This is a genomic window from Enterobacter sp. JMULE2, assembly GCF_013337145.1.
In the GTDB taxonomy this organism is placed as follows: Bacteria; Pseudomonadota; Gammaproteobacteria; order Enterobacterales; family Enterobacteriaceae; genus Enterobacter; species Enterobacter mori.
In genome coordinates, this window is record NZ_SGWD01000011.1 from 349,749 (window position 1) to 367,181 (window position 17,433).

The following is a 17,433-nucleotide window of genomic DNA, read 5'->3' on the forward strand; positions in this document are numbered from 1 at the left end:
ATCAACCCACGGAGTAATCTCAAGGATGCGATTAACGACGAAGTTCTCGGCTTTTATCACCCTGCTAACGGGGTTAACGATTTTTGTCACCCTGATTGGCTGCTCCTTAAGTTTTTATAATGCCATCCAGGACAAGCTGGTTAATCGGGTAGAGTCGGTTGCATCGGTTATTGATACGCGTTTGATTACAACTTCATTCCCGGCACTGTCGCCAGAGCTGGATGAGCTGATGGTGCCGGTTGATATTGTTCGGGTCGATATCGTCCAGGGAAAGCAGACAGTGTTCAGTCACACCCGGCGAGGGAGCTACCGTCCAGCCGGTACGGTCAGTCAGTATCGGGTCGTCACGGTTGATTCACTTAAACATCCGGGTATGACCATTCGCATGGTCTATCAGGATCCGATGGCCAACTATTTTCACTCGTTGATGACCACCGCGCCTCTCACCATTGCTGTTGCTTTTATCGTGCTGCTTATTTTTCTGTCGGTTCGTTGGTTACGCCGTCAGCTTGCCGGACAAGAATTGCTTGAAACACGCTCCGTAAGGATCCTGAACGGCGAGCGTGGCCCGCAGGTGCGGGGCTCGGTCTATGAATGGCCGACGCGCACCAGTAGCGCACTGGATGTGTTGCTCTCAGAAATCCAGTTCGCCAGCGACCAGCGTAGCCGCATGGACACGCTAATCCGCTCTTACGCGGCACAGGATAATAAAACCGGTCTGAATAACCGTCTCTTTTTTGATAATCAGCTGGCGACGTTGTTGGATGACTCCGAAAAGGTGGGTACCCACGGCGTAGTCATGATGGTCCGCTTGCCTGATTTCGATCTGCTGCGCGACACCTGGGGACAGCGTGTGGCGGAAGAGAACCTCTTTACGCTGATCAATCTCCTGTCTACTTTTATCATGCGCTACCCCGGGGCGCTGCTGGCACGTTATCACCGGAGCGACTTTGCCGTGTTATTGCCGCACCGCACGTTGAAAGAGGCGGAAAGTATCGCCAGCCAGCTGCTGAAAGCCGTCGATTCGCTGCCGCAAAGCAAAATGCTCGACAGAGACGATATGGTTCATATGGGGATCTGTGCCTGGCGCGGTGGGCAATCGACTGAGCAGGTGATGGAGCATGCGGAAGCCGCTACCCGCAACGCCGTATTGCAGGGCGCAAACGGATGGGCGGTTTACGACGATTCGCTGCCGGAAAAAGGACGCGGAAACGTGCGCTGGCGTACTTTGATTGAGCAAATGCTCAGTCGTGGCGGGCCACGGATCTATCAAAAACCGGCGGTCCTGAAAAATGGAAATGTGCACCACCGCGAGTTGATGTGCCGTATTTTTGACGGCTCGGAAGAGGTTATTTCTGCTGAATACCTGCCGATGGTGCTGCAATTTGGATTATCCGAAGAGTATGACCGCCAGCAGATAACCCGGGTGATTCCGTTTTTATCGTTTTGGCCGGAAGAAAACCTGGCATTACAGGTTACCGTAGAGTCGTTAATACGCCCGCGTTTTCAACGCTGGCTGCGCGATACTTTAATGCAATGCGAAAAATCGCAACGCAAACGCATTATTTTTGAACTTGCTGAGGCGGATGTAGGTCAACACATCAGCCGGTTGCGTCCGGTGGTGCGTTTGATCAATGCGTTGGGTGCGCGAGTAGCGGTCACGCAGGCCGGTTTAACGCTGGTCAGTACCCGTTGGATCAAGGAGCTGGATGTTGAGTTATTAAAGTTACATCCAGGTCTGGTAAGGAATATCGAAAAGCGCACGGAAAACCAGCTGCTGGTACAGAGTCTGGTGGAAGCATGCAAAGGAACGCAAACGCAAGTATTTGCCGCGGGCGTGCGTTCGCGAAGTGAATGGCAGATGTTGACAGAGCGCGGTGTAACAGGAGGTCAGGGGGATTTTTTTGCCGCCTCTCAGCCGCTTGACACCAATGTGAAAAAATATTTGCAAAGATACTCTGTTTGACCTGCCGTTTAATTTGTTTTCACGTAGAATATCGCGCCTGTAGCTTTGAGTATGACGAGCAAAACGCCAGTGAACGACCTTTAACGGGTTACAAATGAACATGAGGGACGCTGCTGTTTACTCAGCCCTGAGGGAATCCGGGGATGCATTTGTAACAAAGGAAACGTACTGCACAAATTTTCACCGCTGCAGATGATTTTTGCGCCTTGTCGCTGCTGCGTGTGGTTGGTAAAGTAAGCGGATTTTGTTTTCCGCCCCAGCTTTCAGGATTATCCCTTAGTATGTTGAAAAAATTTCGTGGCATGTTTTCCAATGACCTGTCCATTGACCTGGGTACCGCGAATACCCTTATTTATGTAAAAGGACAAGGCATCGTATTGAATGAGCCTTCTGTTGTGGCCATTCGTCAGGATCGTGCTGGCTCGCCAAAAAGCGTGGCCGCAGTGGGTCATGACGCGAAGCAGATGCTGGGTCGTACCCCTGGCAACATTGCCGCAATCCGCCCAATGAAAGACGGCGTTATCGCTGACTTCTTCGTGACTGAAAAAATGCTTCAGCACTTCATTAAGCAGGTTCACAGCAACAGCTTCATGCGCCCAAGCCCGCGTGTGCTGGTGTGTGTGCCCGTTGGCGCGACTCAGGTTGAACGTCGCGCAATCCGTGAATCCGCACAGGGTGCCGGTGCACGTGAAGTGTTCCTGATTGAAGAACCAATGGCTGCGGCAATCGGTGCGGGTCTGCCTGTTTCCGAAGCGACCGGTTCTATGGTGGTGGATATCGGTGGTGGTACCACTGAAGTGGCCGTTATCTCCCTGAACGGCGTGGTGTACTCCTCTTCTGTGCGTATCGGTGGTGACCGTTTCGACGAAGCCATCATTAATTACGTGCGCCGTAACTACGGCTCTCTGATTGGTGAAGCCACCGCAGAGCGTATTAAGCACGAAATCGGTTCTGCTTACCCAGGCGATGAAGTTCGCGAAATCGAAGTTCGCGGTCGTAACCTGGCTGAAGGCGTTCCACGCGGCTTTACCCTGAACTCCAACGAAATCCTGGAAGCGTTGCAAGAGCCGCTGACCGGTATTGTGAGCGCGGTAATGGTTGCGCTGGAACAGTGCCCGCCAGAGCTGGCGTCCGATATCTCCGAGCGCGGTATGGTTCTGACCGGTGGTGGTGCGCTGCTGCGTAACCTCGACCGCCTGTTAATGGAAGAGACAGGAATTCCTGTCGTAGTTGCAGAAGATCCACTGACTTGCGTAGCCCGTGGTGGTGGCAAGGCGCTGGAAATGATCGACATGCACGGCGGCGACTTGTTCAGCGAAGAGTAGTCATTGTGAAAGGGTAGCGCATTGCTACCCTTTCTCTCTGACGCGAGAATACGCATAGCCTATGAAGCCAATTTTTAGCCGTGGTCCATCGCTACAGTTTCGCCTTATCCTGGCGGTTCTGGTTGCGCTTGGGGTCATTATTGCCGATAGCCGCCTCGGTACGTTCAGCCAGATCAGAACGTACATGGATACCGCCGTCAGTCCTTTCTACTTTGTATCAAATGGTCCCCGTGAACTGCTCGACTCCGTTTCTCAAACGCTGTCTTCACGCGACCAACTCGAACTCGAAAACCGGGCATTACGTCAGGAACTGCTGCTGAAAAACAGCGAACTGCTGATGCTGGGACAGTACAAGCAGGAAAACGCGCGTCTGCGCGAGCTGCTTGGCTCGCCGCTGCGTCAGGATGAGCAGAAAATGGTCACGCAAGTGATCTCTACCGTCAACGATCCTTACAGCGATCAGGTGGTGATCGACAAAGGCAGCGTCAACGGTGTATACGAAGGCCAGCCTGTTATCAGTGATAAAGGCGTTGTGGGTCAGGTCGTGGCGGTTGCCAAACTGACCAGCCGCGTGCTGCTGATTTGTGATGCCACCCATGCGCTGCCGATTCAGGTTCTGCGTAACGACATTCGCGTGATTGCGGCCGGTAACGGCTGTACGGACGATCTGCAACTCGAACATCTGCCTGCCAACACGGACATCCGTGTGGGTGACGTACTGGTGACGTCAGGTCTGGGCGGACGCTTCCCTGAAGGCTATCCCGTTGCGGTTGTCTCTTCCGTGAAGCTGGATACGCAACGTGCGTATACCGTCATCCAGGCGCGTCCGACCGCCGGTTTACAGCGTCTGCGCTACCTGCTGCTGCTGTGGGGGGCCGATCGTAACGGCGCCAATCCGATGACGCCTGAAGATGTGCATCGCGTGGCAAATGAGCGTCTGATGCAGATGATGCCTCAGGTTCTTCCTGCGCCAGACGCGATGGGGCCGCCTGCGCCTGTACCGGCTCCTGCTACGGGATTAACGCAGCCGCCACCGCCACCTCAAGTGTCGGGTGGAGGGCAGTAGTGGCAAGTTATCGTAGCCAGGGACGCTGGGTTATCTGGCTCTCATTTCTTATCGCATTGTTGCTGCAAATCATGCCCTGGCCGGACGACATCCTCGTTTTCCGGCCAAACTGGGTATTGCTCATTTTGCTCTACTGGATCCTCGCCCTGCCGCACCGCGTAAATGTGGGCACAGGTTTTGTGATGGGTGCCATACTGGATCTCATTAGCGGCTCTACGCTTGGCGTACGCGCGTTATCCATGAGCATAATTGCGTACCTCGTCGCACTCAAATTCCAGCTCTTTCGTAACCTCGCGCTCTGGCAACAGGCGCTGGTGGTGATGTTGTTGTCACTTGCTGCGGATATCGTTGTTTTCTGGGCAGAGTTTTTAGTGATCAACGTCTCTTTCCGACCGGAAGTGTTCTGGAGTAGTGTAGTAAACGGTGTGCTCTGGCCATGGCTGTTCCTGCTGATGCGTAAAATTCGCCAGCAGTTTGCCGTGCAGTAAAAGGTTTCTATGACGTCTATCTATCTTGCCTCTGGTTCTCCGCGTCGTCAGGAGTTGCTCACTCAGTTGGGCGTCTCCTTTGAACGTATCGTTACGGGTATTGAAGAGAAACGTGCTGAGGGTGAAAGTGCTCAGCAGTATGTTTCCCGTCTGGCACGTGAAAAAGCGCAGGCTGGCGTGGTGCAAACGCCACGTGACCTTCCGGTTCTGGGGGCGGATACCATCGTTATCCTTAACGGTGAAGTGCTGGAGAAACCGCATGACGCTGACCATGCAGCGCGAATGCTACGTAAAATGTCCGGGCAAACGCATCAGGTGATGACGGCCGTTGCGCTGGCGGACAGTCAAAACGTGCTGGATTGCCTGGTCGTGACGGACGTGACGTTCAGAGTGCTTACCGACGACGAGATCGCCGCTTACATTGCCAGCGGTGAACCGATGGATAAAGCAGGTGCATACGGTATTCAAGGGTTGGGTGGCTGTTTTGTCAGGAAGATTAATGGCAGCTATCACGCCGTAGTCGGCTTACCGCTGGTGGAAACGTATGAGTTGCTGAGCAATTTTAACTCACTGCGTGAGGGAAGGGATAATTATGACGGCTGAATTGTTGGTAAACGTAACGCCCTCGGAAACCCGTGTGGCCTACATTGATGGTGGCATTCTTCAGGAAATTCATATTGAGCGTGAAGCGCGACGCGGAATCGTAGGCAATATCTACAAAGGTCGTGTCAGTCGTGTACTACCGGGTATGCAGGCGGCTTTTGTAGATATTGGGCTCGATAAGGCGGCATTTCTTCATGCTTCCGATATCATGCCGCACACCGAGTGTGTGGCAGGTGAAGAGCAAAAACAGTTTGCCGTCCGCGACATCTCCGAGCTGGTGCGTCAAGGCCAGGATCTGATGGTGCAGGTGGTGAAAGATCCGCTGGGTACTAAAGGTGCCCGCCTGACCACCGACATCACGTTACCTTCCCGTTACCTGGTCTTTATGCCGGGTGCCTCGCACGTGGGGGTTTCCCAACGTATTGAGAGCGAAACCGAACGTGAACGTCTGAAAAAAGTCGTCAGCGCCTACTGCGATGAACAGGGCGGGTTTATCATCCGTACCGCCGCGGAAGGGATCAGCGAAGAAGACCTGGCATCCGATGCGGCCTACCTCAAGCGCGTCTGGACCAAAGTGATGGAGCGTAAAAAACGCAACCAGACCCGCTATCAGCTGTACGGTGAGCTGGCGCTCGCGCAGCGTGTTCTGCGTGATTTCGCCGACGCGCAGCTTGACCGCATTCGCGTGGATTCCCGCCTGACCTATGAAGCGCTGTTGGAATTTACCGCCGAGTACATCCCGGAAATGCCAGGCCTGCTGGAGCATTACTCTGGCCGCCAGCCGATTTTCGATCTCTATGATGTCGAAAACGAAATCCAGCGCGCGCTGGAGCGTAAGGTCGAGCTGAAATCCGGTGGCTATCTGATCATCGATCAGACCGAAGCGATGACGACCGTGGATATCAACACCGGGGCGTTTGTCGGCCATCGCAATCTGGATGACACCATCTTCAACACCAATATCGAAGCCACGCAGGCCATTGCTCGCCAGCTTCGTCTGCGCAATCTGGGCGGCATTATCATCATCGACTTTATCGATATGAGTAATGAAGACCATCGCCGTCGCGTGCTGCACTCGCTTGAGCAGGCACTGAGTAAAGATCGCGTGAAAACCAGCATCAATGGCTTCTCTCAGCTGGGTCTGGTGGAAATGACCCGGAAACGGACCCGCGAAAGCGTGGAACATGTGCTGTGTAACGAGTGTCCAACCTGCCACGGACGCGGTACGGTAAAGACGGTTGAGACCGTCTGTTATGAAATCATGCGAGAAATCGTGCGTGTCCATCATGCCTACGACTCAGACCGTTTTCTGGTCTATGCTTCCCCTGCGGTGGCGGAAGCCCTGAAAGGCGAAGAGTCGCACGCGCTGGCGGAAGTGGAAATCTTTGTCGGCAAGCAGGTAAAAGTACAAATCGAACCGCTCTATAACCAGGAGCAGTTTGACGTCGTGATGATGTAAACCGCAGTTCGCTGCGAGACCAAAGCTGACAAGGAGAGATGCGTGAGGCGATTGCCGGGGATTTTACTGCTTACAGGGGCAACGCTGGTCGTGATTGTCGCGTTGCTCGTGAGCGGGCTACGCCTCGTTCTGCCGCATCTGGATAGCTGGCGCCCGCAGGTGCTGGCGAAAATCGAATCCGCCATCGGCGTGCCGGTGGACGTAAGCCAGATCAGTGCGAGCTGGCAGAACTTCGGTCCAACGCTCGATGCGCGGGATATCAATGCCAGCCTGAAAGACGGCGGCCATCTGAAAATTAAACGCGTAACGCTGGCGCTGGATGTCTGGCAAAGCCTGCTGCATCTGCGCTGGCAGTTTCGCGATCTCACCTTCTGGCAACTCCAGTTCCTGACCAATACGCCGCTGCGCAGCGGTGATGGCGATCAGGGACTGGAAACCAACCGCATCAGCGATCTCTTCCTGCGTCAGTTCGATCACTTTGATCTCCGCGACAGCGAGGTGAGCTTTATTACCCTTTCGGGGCAGCGTGCCGAGCTGGCGATCCCACTGCTGACCTGGCTGAACGGTAAAGACCGTCATCGTGCCGAGGGACAGGTGAATCTCTCCAGCCTTAATGGGCAGCATGGCGTGATGCAGGTGCGTATGGATCTGCGTGACGACAATGGGTTACTGAACAACGGTAAGGTTTGGCTGCAGGCCGATGACGTCGATGTGAAACCCTGGCTGGGTGACTGGCTGCAGCAAAACATGCAGCTGGAAACCGCTCGTTTCAGCCTTGAAGGCTGGATGACGCTGACAAACGGGGAATTCGCCAGCGGCGACATCTGGCTGAAGCAGGGGGGCGCGAGCTGGAAAGCGGAGAACCAGCAGCATCAGCTTTCCGTGGATAATCTCACTGCGCACGTGACTCAGGAGAAAGAAGGCTGGCAGTTTGCTATTCCCGATACGCGCATCACCATGGACAACAAGCCGTGGCCACGCGGTGCGCTGACGCTGGCCTGGATGCCGGAACAGGATGTCGGCGGGGCAAGCAGCAAACGCAGTGACGAGCTACGTATTCGAGCCAGCAATCTGGATCTGACCGCCATCGAAGGGCTGCGCTCGATGGCCGCAAAACTCTCGCCTGACCTTGGTGAGATCTGGCTGGCCACGCAGCCGAGCGGGACGATCGACGCCCTGGGGCTAGACATCCCGCTTCAGGCTACGGAGAAAACGCGCTTCCAGGCCACATGGAAAGACCTTGCCTGGAAGCAGTGGAAACTGCTGCCAGGCGCAGAACACTTCAGCGGCAAACTGGAAGGTAGCGTGGAAAACGGCAGGCTGACGGTCGATATGCACGACGCCAAAATGCCGTATGAAACCGTCTTCCGCGCCCCGCTGGAAATCGAGCATGGCAACGCTACGCTGAGCTGGCTTAAAAATGACAAAGGTTTTCAGCTTGATGGCCGCGATATTGATGTCAAAGCCAAAGCCGTACATGCACGCGGGGATTTCCGCTATCTGAAGCCCGAAGGCGATGAGCCGTGGCTGGGTATTCTTGCAGGGATCAGCACTAGCGACGGCTCGCAGGCCTGGCGCTACTTCCCGGAGAACCTGATGGGCAAAGCGCTGGTGGATTACCTGAGCGGCGCGATCCAGGGCGGGCAGGCGGATAACGCCACGCTGGCCTATGGCGGTAATCCGCATCTGTTCCCTTACAAGCATAATGAAGGCCAGTTCCAGGTGCTGGTGCCGCTGCACAACGCCACTTTCGCCTTCCAGCCGGGTTGGCCTGCGCTGAAAAATCTGGATATTGAACTCAACTTCCTCAATGACGGATTGTGGATGAAGTCAGACAGCGTTGCGCTGGGTGGCGTGACGGCCAGCAATCTGACGGCAAATATCCCGGACTATTCCAAAGAGAAGCTGCTTATTGATGCGGATATCAATGGCCCGGGCAAGGCGGTTGGGCCGTATTTTGAGGATACGCCGTTGGATGATTCACTGGGAGCCACGCTTCAGGAGCTACAGTTGGATGGCGATGTAAGTGCTCGCTTACATCTGGATATCCCGCTGGACGGCGAGATGACCACCGCGAAAGGCGATGTTCGTCTGAACAACAACAGCCTGTACATCAAACCGCTCGACAGCACGCTGAAAAACCTCACGGGGCAGTTCAGCTTCGTGAACGGCAACCTGAAGAGTGAGCCACTTAAGGCGAACTGGTTCAATCAGCCCGTCAATATTGATTTCTCAACCACTGAAGGGGAAAAGGCCTATCAGGTGGCGGTTAATCTGGATGCTAACTGGCAGCCTGCCAGAATGGATGTTTTGCCGAAGCCAATCGCGCAATCGGTGGAGGGCGCCGTTTCCTGGAACGGTAAGGTCGCTATCGATCTGCCTTATCACGCCGGCGCCCGCTATAAGGTCGATATCACTGGCGACCTGAAAAACATCAGCAGCCAGCTTCCCGCGCCGCTGGATAAACACGCCGGGCAGGCGCTGCCAGTGAAGCTCAACGTTGATGGCAACCTCAATAGCTTCGCGCTGACCGGCAGCGCAGGCGAGACAAACCACTTCAACAGCCGCTGGCTGCTTAACCGCAAGCTTACGCTCGACAGGGCCATCTGGACGACTGACAGCCGCACCACGCCGCCGCTGCCTGAACAGGCAGGCATTGAACTTAACCTTCCGGCGATGGATGGTGCCGAATGGCTGGCGCTGTTCCAGAAAGGCGTGGGGCAGAACGTAGACGAGACCGCTCAGTTCCCGCAGACCGTTACCCTGCGCACGCCTGCGCTGACGCTGGGCGGACAGCGGTGGAACAACCTGAGCATTGTCTCTCAGCCGACGAGCAACGGGACAAAGGTAGAGGCTCAGGGCAGGGAAATTAACGCCACGTTAAATATGCGCGATAACGCGCCGTGGCTGGCCGCGATCCGCTACCTCTACTACAACCCGACAGTCGCGAGCAGTCAAGACCAGGCCGCAGGCCCGTCGCCGTTCAGTAACGCTTCCCGCATTGATTTCAGCGGCTGGCCCGATCTGCAGCTACGCTGCGCGGAATGCTGGCTGTGGGGGCAAAAGTACGGACGCATTGACGGAGATGTTGCCATCAAAGGCAATACGTTGAGCCTGACCGGTGGGCTGGTCGATACCGGCTTTGGCCGCCTGACGGCTGCGGGCGAATGGGTCAATAACCCAGGCGAGCAGCGCACCTCGCTGAAAGGCGACATCAAAGGCAACAAGCTGGACGCAGCGGCTAACTTCTTTGGCATCAGCACACCGCTTCGCGGCTCGTCATTTGACGTCAATTACGATCTGCACTGGCGCGCGGCACCGTGGAAGCCAGATGAAGCGTCGCTAAACGGCATCTTGAAAACGCACTTCGGCAAAGGTGAAATTGCCGATGTGAGTACCGGGCGCGCCGGGCAGATCCTGCGCCTGCTGAGTTTTGATGCCCTGCTGCGCAAGCTGCGCTTCGATTTTAGCGACACCTTCAGCGAAGGTTTCTACTATGACTCCATTCGCAGTACGGCGTGGATCAAGGACGGCGTTCTGCACACTGACGACACGCTGGTCGATGGCCTGGAAGCGGATATCGCCATGAAAGGCTCGGTGAACCTCGTGCGTCGCGAGCTGGATATGGAAGCCGTGGTGGCGCCGGAAATTTCCGCAAGCGTGGGCGTTGCGGCGGCCTTTGTGGTGAACCCGATTGTCGGTGCGGCGGTGTTTGCCGCCAGTAAAGTGCTGGGGCCACTGTGGAGCAAGGTCTCGATTCTGCGCTACCGCATCACCGGTCCGATCGATAAACCGCAGATTAACGAGGTGCTGCGCCAGCCGCGCAAAGATGCACAGCAATGATTTGACGTGGGCAGGTAATTGCCTCACTCTCAATAAATACGATCTTTTTACCGCCACGGGCGGCAACGAACGAGTAGCAATACGATGAGTCTGAACCTGGTAAGTGAACATTTGCTCGCAGCGAACGGCCTGAGCCATCAGGACCTGTTCTCCATTCTTGGTCAACTGACCGAACGCCGTCTCGACTACGGCGATCTCTATTTCCAGTCGAGCTATCACGAATCCTGGGTTTTAGAAGACAGCATCATTAAAGATGGTTCTTATAACATCGATCAGGGCGTCGGCGTGCGTGCCGTCAGCGGCGAAAAAACCGGTTTTGCCTATGCCGATCAGATTAGCCTGGCTGCCCTGGAGCAGAGCGCGCAGGCCGCGCGTACTATCGTGCGTGATACGGGTGATGGCCGCGTGAAAACCCTGGGCGAAGTGCAGCACGCTGCGCTGTATACCAGCATCGATCCGCTGCAGAGCATGAGCCGCGAAGAGAAGCTGGATATCCTGCGTCGCGTGGACAAAGTGGCGCGCGCTGCGGATAAACGCGTGCAAGAAGTGTCTGCCAGCCTGAGCGGCGTCTATGAACTTATTCTGGTAGCAGCGACTGACGGAACCCTGGCTGCTGATGTGCGTCCGCTGGTGCGTCTCTCCATTAGCGTACAGGTCGAAGACGACGGCAAGCGTGAGCGCGGCTCAAGCGGTGGCGGCGGTCGTTTTGGTTATGACTGGTTCCTTGGCGATGTTGACGGTGAAGCACGCGCTGACGCGTGGGCAAAAGAAGCCGTGCGTATGGCAATGGTGAATCTCTCAGCTGTCGCGGCTCCCGCAGGATCATTTCCGGTTGTTCTGGGCGCTGGCTGGCCGGGCGTGCTGTTGCACGAGGCGGTGGGCCACGGTCTGGAAGGCGACTTTAATCGTCGCGGAACGTCCGTATTCAGCGGTCAGATTGGGCAGCTCGTCTCTTCTGAACTGTGTACCGTCGTGGATGATGGCACCATGCTCGATCGTCGCGGCTCGATTTCTATCGACGACGAAGGTACGCCAGGCCAGTACAACGTGCTGATTGAAAACGGTGTGCTGAAAGGCTACATGCAGGACAAACTCAACGCGCGCCTGATGGGCGTTGCGCCGACGGGCAACGGCCGTCGTGAATCTTACGCGCACCTACCGATGCCGCGCATGACCAACACCTATATGCTGCCGGGCCAGTCCACGCCGCAGGAGATTATCGAATCCGTCGATTACGGGATCTTCGCGCCAAACTTTGGCGGCGGCCAGGTGGACATCACCTCCGGTAAGTTTGTTTTCTCCACGTCAGAAGCGTATCTGATCGAGAAAGGCAAAGTAACCAAAGCGGTGAAAGGCGCGACGCTGATTGGCTCCGGTATTGAAGCCATGCAGCAGATCTCCATGGTCGGCAACGATCTGAAGCTGGATAACGGCGTGGGCGTCTGCGGTAAAGAGGGCCAGAGCCTGCCGGTTGGCGTGGGCCAGCCAACGCTGAAAGTGGACAACCTGACGGTAGGCGGCACAGCCTGACCTGACCATGCATAAAAAAAGGCGCTACTGATGTAGCGCCTTTTTTTTAACGTAAGTTACCCAGCGGTATCTCCGGATCCGGCTCGTGAGTGATGCGATTACGCAAATCACGGCGAATGATTTCGATCGACCAGAACCAGACCAGATGGCCCACGATCTCTGACACGTGTTCATACCACGGCAGCTCAAACAGCGGTGGCGTCAGCCCCATCAGCGGGAAGGAGATCATATGAACAAAAAGCTGAGCTAACGCACCCGCCAGCAAACCCTGCCAGAGTTTAATTTTCGGGAAGACTTCAGCAACTACGCAATAACCTACGGCGAACACGATTGAGAAAATAATATGTGTTACGCCGACCCAGTTAAATATATGTCCGGCAAATGTATAAACCGCCGCGTTAGGATCGACGACGCCCAGCCAGTCGCGTAAAAAAACATAAGGTGGGTTTAAAAAATTGCGGGAACAGTCAATCTGACTTGCTGCCCGTAATAATTGCTCTGGCCCGCATGCGCCGGTAAATAAATCTGTCGGACTGCGTGGCGGAAGCGGCACCTCGGCTCCCCATTTGACAAATGCGGAGACAATCCCTGCAATCAAACCAATGAACGCGGCGAGTCCATAGCGCCTGCGCGAAGGCGGTGTTTGTTCGAATATATTCATTTCTTTTCCTTGTTTAACGTCATCCTGCGAAATACATTTTATTATTCATGTTGGTAACAAATATATAACAGTCTGATGCTCAGACTGTATATAAGGTAAATGGCGGGTGGCGGGAGTGTCAATTAGCCATTCCTGAGAGGAGGGCGGAAATATTCCTGGATGAATGTGAGTACCATCCGGGGAATATTCATGCCAGATATGATTATAGCGATTACTTTATTACTCCTTTCTTCTGCCGCGCATCCCCTGAAACAGCTCCGCCACTTCGACAAAATACTCGGTCAGATAGTTAATACACACCTGTACTTTGAGAGGCAGTTTGTCCTTCTCGGTATACAGAGCGTAGACCGGACGCGGATCGGACTGGTAACGCGGGAAGAGGATCTCCAGTACGCCGCTGTTGATCTCATTGATCACCCACATCAGCGGCACGTAAGCGATCCCGGCCCCGGCGACCAGCCAGCGGGAGATCGTCATCGGATCGTTGGTGACGAACCGGCCTTCCGGCAGCAGTTTGGTGGAGATACCTTCCGGGGCAATCAGTTCGAATTCGTTGTCCGGGCGCACGCTGTATTCCAGCCACGAGTGGTTGCTGAGATCGGCAGGCTTCTCCGGAACGCCGTACTGCGCCAGATAGCTTTTTGAGGCGCAGACCACCATCGGCATGCTCCCCAGCCGACGCGAAAAGAGACTTGAATCTTGTAACGCCCCGACGCGGATCACCACATCTAATCCGTCAGCGATCAGGTCCGGCGCAGGGATGCCCGTCACCAGATTCACCGTTAAACCCGGATACTCTTTCAGCATTTCCGCCGTCATGGCAGCGAGAACATTTTGTGCCATAGTTGAAGAACACCCAATGCGCAGCGTGCCGATGGGGGTGTTATTGAAGGCGTAGAGCTGTTCGTGCACATCCTGCACTTCGTGCATCATTCGGCGGCAGCCCTGGTAATAAATTTTACCGGCTTCTGTCAGGCCAATGCTGCGGGTACTGCGGTTGAGCAGCTTCACCTGCAGCTCATCTTCCAGTTTTGACACCGTCTGGCTGATGGAAGAGACACTCATCTGCAATTGACGCGCAGCGGCGGTAAATGAGCCGAGCTCCACCACTTTGGCGAAGACGGACATGCGTTTTAAACGTTCCATTGTTCACTCTGGCTTAAAAGTGATTTAGATCACATATTATAGATAACAGCATAACAGTTACGTTAATATATTATTAATTACATAACGGCTGCGCCATTCTCGCCCGGCGTTTCTTGCTCTCCTGCGATGGCGTGCGCTAAAAAAAATCTGAAGCCTGCACTCTCTCTTATCAAGGTCAACATGAGTCTGTTTCCTGTAATCGTGGTGTTCGGTCTGTCGTTCCCACCGATATTTTTCGAGCTTCTTTTATCACTGGCGATCTTCTGGCTGGTGCGCAAGGTGCTGGTCCCTACCGGGATCTACGATTTCGTCTGGCACCCTGCATTGTTCAATACCGCGCTGTATTGCTGCCTGTTCTATCTGATATCGCGCATGTTTGTCTGAGGTTGATGTGAAAACGCTAATAAGAAAAGTCTCCCGCACTGCCATCACCATGGCGCTGGTCGTTCTGGCGTTTATCGCCATTTTCCGCGCCTGGGTTTATTACACGGAATCACCGTGGACGCGTGATGCGCGTTTCAGCGCTGACGTGGTGGCGATTGCCCCCGACGTGGCCGGTCTTATCACCGCGGTTAACGTCCACGATAACCAACTGGTGAAAAAAGATCAGGTTCTGTTCACCATTGACCAGCCCCGCTATCAAAAAGCGTTAGAAGAAGCGGAAGCGGACGTGGCCTATTACCAGGCGCTGGCTGCGGAGAAACGCCGTGAAGCCGGTCGCCGTAACCAGCTGGGTGTTCAGGCAATGTCCCGCGAAGAGATTGACCAGTCCAACAACGTGCTGCAAACCGTGCTGCACCAGCTGGCGAAAGCGCAAGCAACGCGCGATCTGGCGAAGCTCGATCTCGAACGCACCGTGATCCGCGCGCCGTCCGATGGCTGGGTCACCAACCTGAACGTCTATGCCGGGGAATTCATTACCCGTGGCTCTACCGCCGTAGCGCTGGTTAAACAGCACTCTTTCTACGTGCTCGCCTATATGGAAGAGACCAAGCTGGAAGGGGTACGTCCAGGGTATCGCGCGGAGATCACGCCGCTCGGCAGCAACCGTGTGTTTAAAGGCACCGTCGACAGCGTCGCGGCAGGGGTCACCAACTCCAGCAGCTCTAACGATACCAAAGGGATGGCGACGGTGGATTCTAACCTGGAATGGGTCCGTCTGGCGCAGCGCGTGCCGGTACGTATCCATCTGGATGAGCAGCAGGGGAACCTGTGGCCTGCTGGCACCACGGCAACGGTGGTCATCACCGGGGAAAAAGACCGCGATGCCAGCCAGGACTCTATTTTCCGTAAAATCGCCCACCGCCTGCGCGAGTTTGGTTAATCGTTATGGGTATCTTCTCCATCGCCAGCCAGCACATTCGCTTCGCCGTGAAGCTGGCATGTGCCATCGTGCTGGCGCTGTTTGTCGGCTTTCACTTCCAGCTGGAAACGCCCCGTTGGGCGGTGCTGACGGCCGCTATCGTTGCGGCTGGCCCCGCCTTTGCCGCGGGCGGTGAACCCTATTCTGGCGCCATCCGCTACCGCGGTATGCTGCGTATCGTCGGGACGTTTATCGGCTGTTTCGCCGCGCTCACCATCATTATTTTGATGATCCGCACCCCTCTGCTGATGATCATGGTGTGCTGTATCTGGGCAGGGTTCTGCACCTGGGTCTCGTCGCTGGTCAAAGTTGAAAACTCCTACGCATGGGGGCTGGCGGGCTATACCGCGCTGATCATTGTCATCACCATCCAGTCCGAACCGCTGCTTGCTCCGCAGTTTGCGGTTGAACGCTGCAGCGAGATTGTCATTGGTATCGTCTGCGCGATCGTTGCGGACCTGCTTTTCTCCCCGCGCTCCATCAAGCAGGAAGTGGACCGTGAGCTCGACGCGCTGATTGTTGCCCAGTACCAGCTGATGCAGTTGTGCATCAAGCACGGTGACAGCGAAGAGGTCGATAAAGCGTGGAGCGGCCTGGTGCGCCGCACGCAGGCGCTGGAGGGGATGCGCAGCAACCTCAATATGGAGTCTTCGCGCTGGGAACGCGCCAACCGTCGCCTGAAAGCGATCAATACCGTTTCCTTAACGCTGATCACCCAGGCGTGCGAAACCTATCTGATTCAGAATACCCGCCCGGAGGTGGTAACGGACACGTTCCGTGAGCTCTTTGACGAGCCGGTCGAAACGGTGCAGGACGTGCACCGACAGCTCAAACGCATGCGTCGCGTTATCGCCTGGACGGGGGAGCGCGATACGCCGGTGACGATTTATACCTGGGTTGGGGCTGCGACGCGCTACCTGCTCCTTAAGCGCGGTGTGACGGGTAATACCAAAATCAGCGCGGCGGAAGAAGAGGTGCTGCAGGGCGAAGTGGTGATCAAGCCGGAATCCGCCGAGCGCCATCATGCCATGGTCAACTTCTGGCGTACCACGCTGGCCTGCATGCTCGGCACGCTGTTCTGGCTGTGGACCGGCTGGACGTCCGGTAGCGGTGCGATGGTCATGATTGCCGTCGTTACCGCACTGGCGATGCGTCTGCCCAACCCGCGCATGGTCGCTATCGATTTTCTCTACGGCACCATTGCCGCACTGCCCATTGGTGCGCTCTACTTCCTGGTGATTATCCCATCGACGCAGCAAAGCATGCTTCTGCTCTGTATTAGCCTGGCGGTAATGGCATTCTTTATTGGGATAGAAGTGCAGAAGCGCCGCCTGGGATCGCTGGGGGCGCTGGCCAGTACCATTAACATTATTGTGCTGGATAACCCGATGACCTTCCATTTCAGCCAGTTCCTCGACAGCGCGTTAGGTCAGCTGGTGGGCTGTTTCCTGGCGATGATGGTGATTCTGCTGGTGCGGGATAACTCTCAGGCGCGGACCGGTCGTGTGCTGTTGAATCAGTTTGTTTCGGCTGCCGTTTCATCTATGACAACCAACGCCGCACGCCGTAAAGAGAACCACCTTCCGGCGCTTTATCAGCAGCTTTTCCTGCTGCTCAATAAATTTCCGGGGGACGTTGCCAGGTTCCGTCTGGCGTTAACCATGATCATCGCGCACCAGCGCCTGCGGAATGCGCCTGTGCCGGTTAACGACGATCTGTCTGCCTTCCACCGGCAGCTGCGCCACACGGCTGACCATGTGATCGCGGCGTCCAGCGATGACAAACGGCGTCGCTATTTTAAACAGCTGCTTGAAGAGTTAGACATCTACCAGGAGAAGCTTAAGGTCTGGGACGCGCCGCCTCAGGTAACCGAGCCGGTTGGGCGATTGGTCTTCATGCTCCATCGCTACCAGAATGTCCTGACTGACAATTAAGTGAGATTAAAAACCGACGCCAAAAGCGTCGGTTTTTTTGTGGCTATAC

The 17,433-nt window shown here is 55.5% G+C and carries 13 protein-coding genes; 11 read left to right on the top strand and 2 right to left on the bottom strand.

What is annotated here, in order from left to right; all coding sequences use genetic code 11:
* Nucleotides 1–25 precede the first annotated feature (25 nt).
* The 8 genes from csrD to tldD all read left to right on the top strand — a co-directional run bounded on the left by csrD (nt 26) and on the right by tldD (nt 12,280).
* On the top strand, nt 26–1,966 hold the full coding sequence (csrD, locus tag EXW94_RS10355; RefSeq protein ID WP_174340065.1) for an RNase E specificity factor CsrD: 1,941 nt from the start codon (nt 26–28) through the stop codon (nt 1,964–1,966).
* A 281-nt stretch (nt 1,967–2,247) separates the two neighbouring features.
* Complete coding sequence (gene mreB / locus EXW94_RS10360) at nt 2,248–3,291, top strand: rod shape-determining protein MreB (protein ID WP_000913396.1); 1,044 nt, start codon at nt 2,248–2,250, stop codon at nt 3,289–3,291.
* Between the two features lie 61 nt (nt 3,292–3,352).
* The gene (gene mreC / locus EXW94_RS10365) at nt 3,353–4,357 is read left to right on the top strand and encodes a rod shape-determining protein MreC (protein ID WP_010436162.1); all 1,005 of its coding nucleotides are present in this window, start codon (nt 3,353–3,355) and stop codon (nt 4,355–4,357) included.
* A complete protein-coding gene (gene mreD / locus EXW94_RS10370; protein ID WP_010436160.1) occupies nt 4,357–4,845 on the top strand; it encodes a rod shape-determining protein MreD in 489 nt (162 codons plus the stop codon). Before mreC ends, mreD begins: the two co-directional genes overlap by 1 nt.
* Nucleotides 4,846–4,854: 9 nt before the next feature.
* On the top strand, nt 4,855–5,448 hold the full coding sequence (locus EXW94_RS10375; protein WP_089598445.1) for a nucleoside triphosphate pyrophosphatase: 594 nt from the start codon (nt 4,855–4,857) through the stop codon (nt 5,446–5,448).
* The gene (gene rng, locus EXW94_RS10380) at nt 5,438–6,907 is read left to right on the top strand and encodes a ribonuclease G (RefSeq protein WP_010436156.1); all 1,470 of its coding nucleotides are present in this window, start codon (nt 5,438–5,440) and stop codon (nt 6,905–6,907) included. The genes EXW94_RS10375 and rng overlap by 11 nt, the downstream gene beginning before the upstream one ends.
* Before the next feature lie 42 nt (nt 6,908–6,949).
* A complete protein-coding gene (gene yhdP, locus EXW94_RS10385; protein WP_174340066.1) occupies nt 6,950–10,750 on the top strand; it encodes an AsmA2 domain-containing protein YhdP in 3,801 nt (1,266 codons plus the stop codon).
* Nucleotides 10,751–10,834: 84 nt separating this feature from the next.
* Nucleotides 10,835–12,280: a metalloprotease TldD gene (tldD, locus tag EXW94_RS10390; RefSeq protein WP_108416109.1), complete on the top strand. Its 1,446-nt coding sequence runs from the start codon at nt 10,835–10,837 to the stop codon at nt 12,278–12,280.
* Nucleotides 12,281–12,326: 46 nt separating this feature from the next.
* Here the strand turns inward: tldD and EXW94_RS10395 are convergent, their stop codons facing one another.
* Nucleotides 12,327–12,941: a YagU family protein gene (locus EXW94_RS10395; protein ID WP_010436150.1), complete on the bottom strand. Its 615-nt coding sequence runs from the start codon at nt 12,939–12,941 to the stop codon at nt 12,327–12,329.
* Nucleotides 12,942–13,160: 219 nt separating this feature from the next.
* Nucleotides 13,161–14,087 carry an HTH-type transcriptional activator AaeR gene (aaeR, locus tag EXW94_RS10400; RefSeq protein WP_042715199.1) on the bottom strand — a complete coding sequence of 309 codons (927 nt, stop codon included), beginning with the start codon at nt 14,085–14,087 and terminating at the stop codon, nt 13,161–13,163.
* Between the two features lie 180 nt (nt 14,088–14,267).
* Here aaeR and aaeX point away from each other — a divergent pair, with 180 nt between their 5' ends.
* From aaeX to aaeB, 3 genes are read left to right on the top strand one after another with little or no spacing between them, the layout of a single operon-like run.
* Nucleotides 14,268–14,471 carry a p-hydroxybenzoic acid efflux pump operon protein AaeX gene (gene aaeX, locus EXW94_RS10405; protein WP_003860416.1) on the top strand — a complete coding sequence of 68 codons (204 nt, stop codon included), beginning with the start codon at nt 14,268–14,270 and terminating at the stop codon, nt 14,469–14,471.
* A 7-nt stretch (nt 14,472–14,478) separates the two neighbouring features.
* Nucleotides 14,479–15,411, top strand: coding sequence for a p-hydroxybenzoic acid efflux pump subunit AaeA (gene aaeA / locus EXW94_RS10410; protein ID WP_042715204.1), 933 nt, complete (start codon nt 14,479–14,481; stop codon nt 15,409–15,411).
* A gap of 5 nt (nt 15,412–15,416) precedes the next feature.
* Nucleotides 15,417–17,384, top strand: a complete 1,968-nt coding sequence (gene aaeB, locus EXW94_RS10415) for a p-hydroxybenzoic acid efflux pump subunit AaeB (protein ID WP_126815464.1) — start codon at nt 15,417–15,419, stop codon at nt 17,382–17,384.
* Nucleotides 17,385–17,433: the final 49 nt, after the last annotated feature.

What these genes read in the sequence shown, in the direction of transcription:
- csrD (WP_174340065.1), top strand. Translation starts at nt 26, where the DNA reads ATGCGATTAACGACGAAGTTCTCGGCTTTTATCACCCTGCTAACGGGG.
- mreB (WP_000913396.1), top strand. Translation starts at nt 2,248, where the DNA reads ATGTTGAAAAAATTTCGTGGCATGTTTTCCAATGACCTGTCCATTGAC.
- mreC (WP_010436162.1), top strand. Translation starts at nt 3,353, where the DNA reads ATGAAGCCAATTTTTAGCCGTGGTCCATCGCTACAGTTTCGCCTTATC.
- EXW94_RS10375 (WP_089598445.1), top strand. Translation starts at nt 4,855, where the DNA reads ATGACGTCTATCTATCTTGCCTCTGGTTCTCCGCGTCGTCAGGAGTTG.
- rng (WP_010436156.1), top strand. Translation starts at nt 5,438, where the DNA reads ATGACGGCTGAATTGTTGGTAAACGTAACGCCCTCGGAAACCCGTGTG.
- tldD (WP_108416109.1), top strand. Translation starts at nt 10,835, where the DNA reads ATGAGTCTGAACCTGGTAAGTGAACATTTGCTCGCAGCGAACGGCCTG.
- EXW94_RS10395 (WP_010436150.1), bottom strand. Translation starts at nt 12,941, where the DNA reads ATGAATATATTCGAACAAACACCGCCTTCGCGCAGGCGCTATGGACTC.
- aaeR (WP_042715199.1), bottom strand. Translation starts at nt 14,087, where the DNA reads ATGGAACGTTTAAAACGCATGTCCGTCTTCGCCAAAGTGGTGGAGCTC.
- aaeX (WP_003860416.1), top strand. Translation starts at nt 14,268, where the DNA reads ATGAGTCTGTTTCCTGTAATCGTGGTGTTCGGTCTGTCGTTCCCACCG.
- aaeB (WP_126815464.1), top strand. Translation starts at nt 15,417, where the DNA reads ATGGGTATCTTCTCCATCGCCAGCCAGCACATTCGCTTCGCCGTGAAG.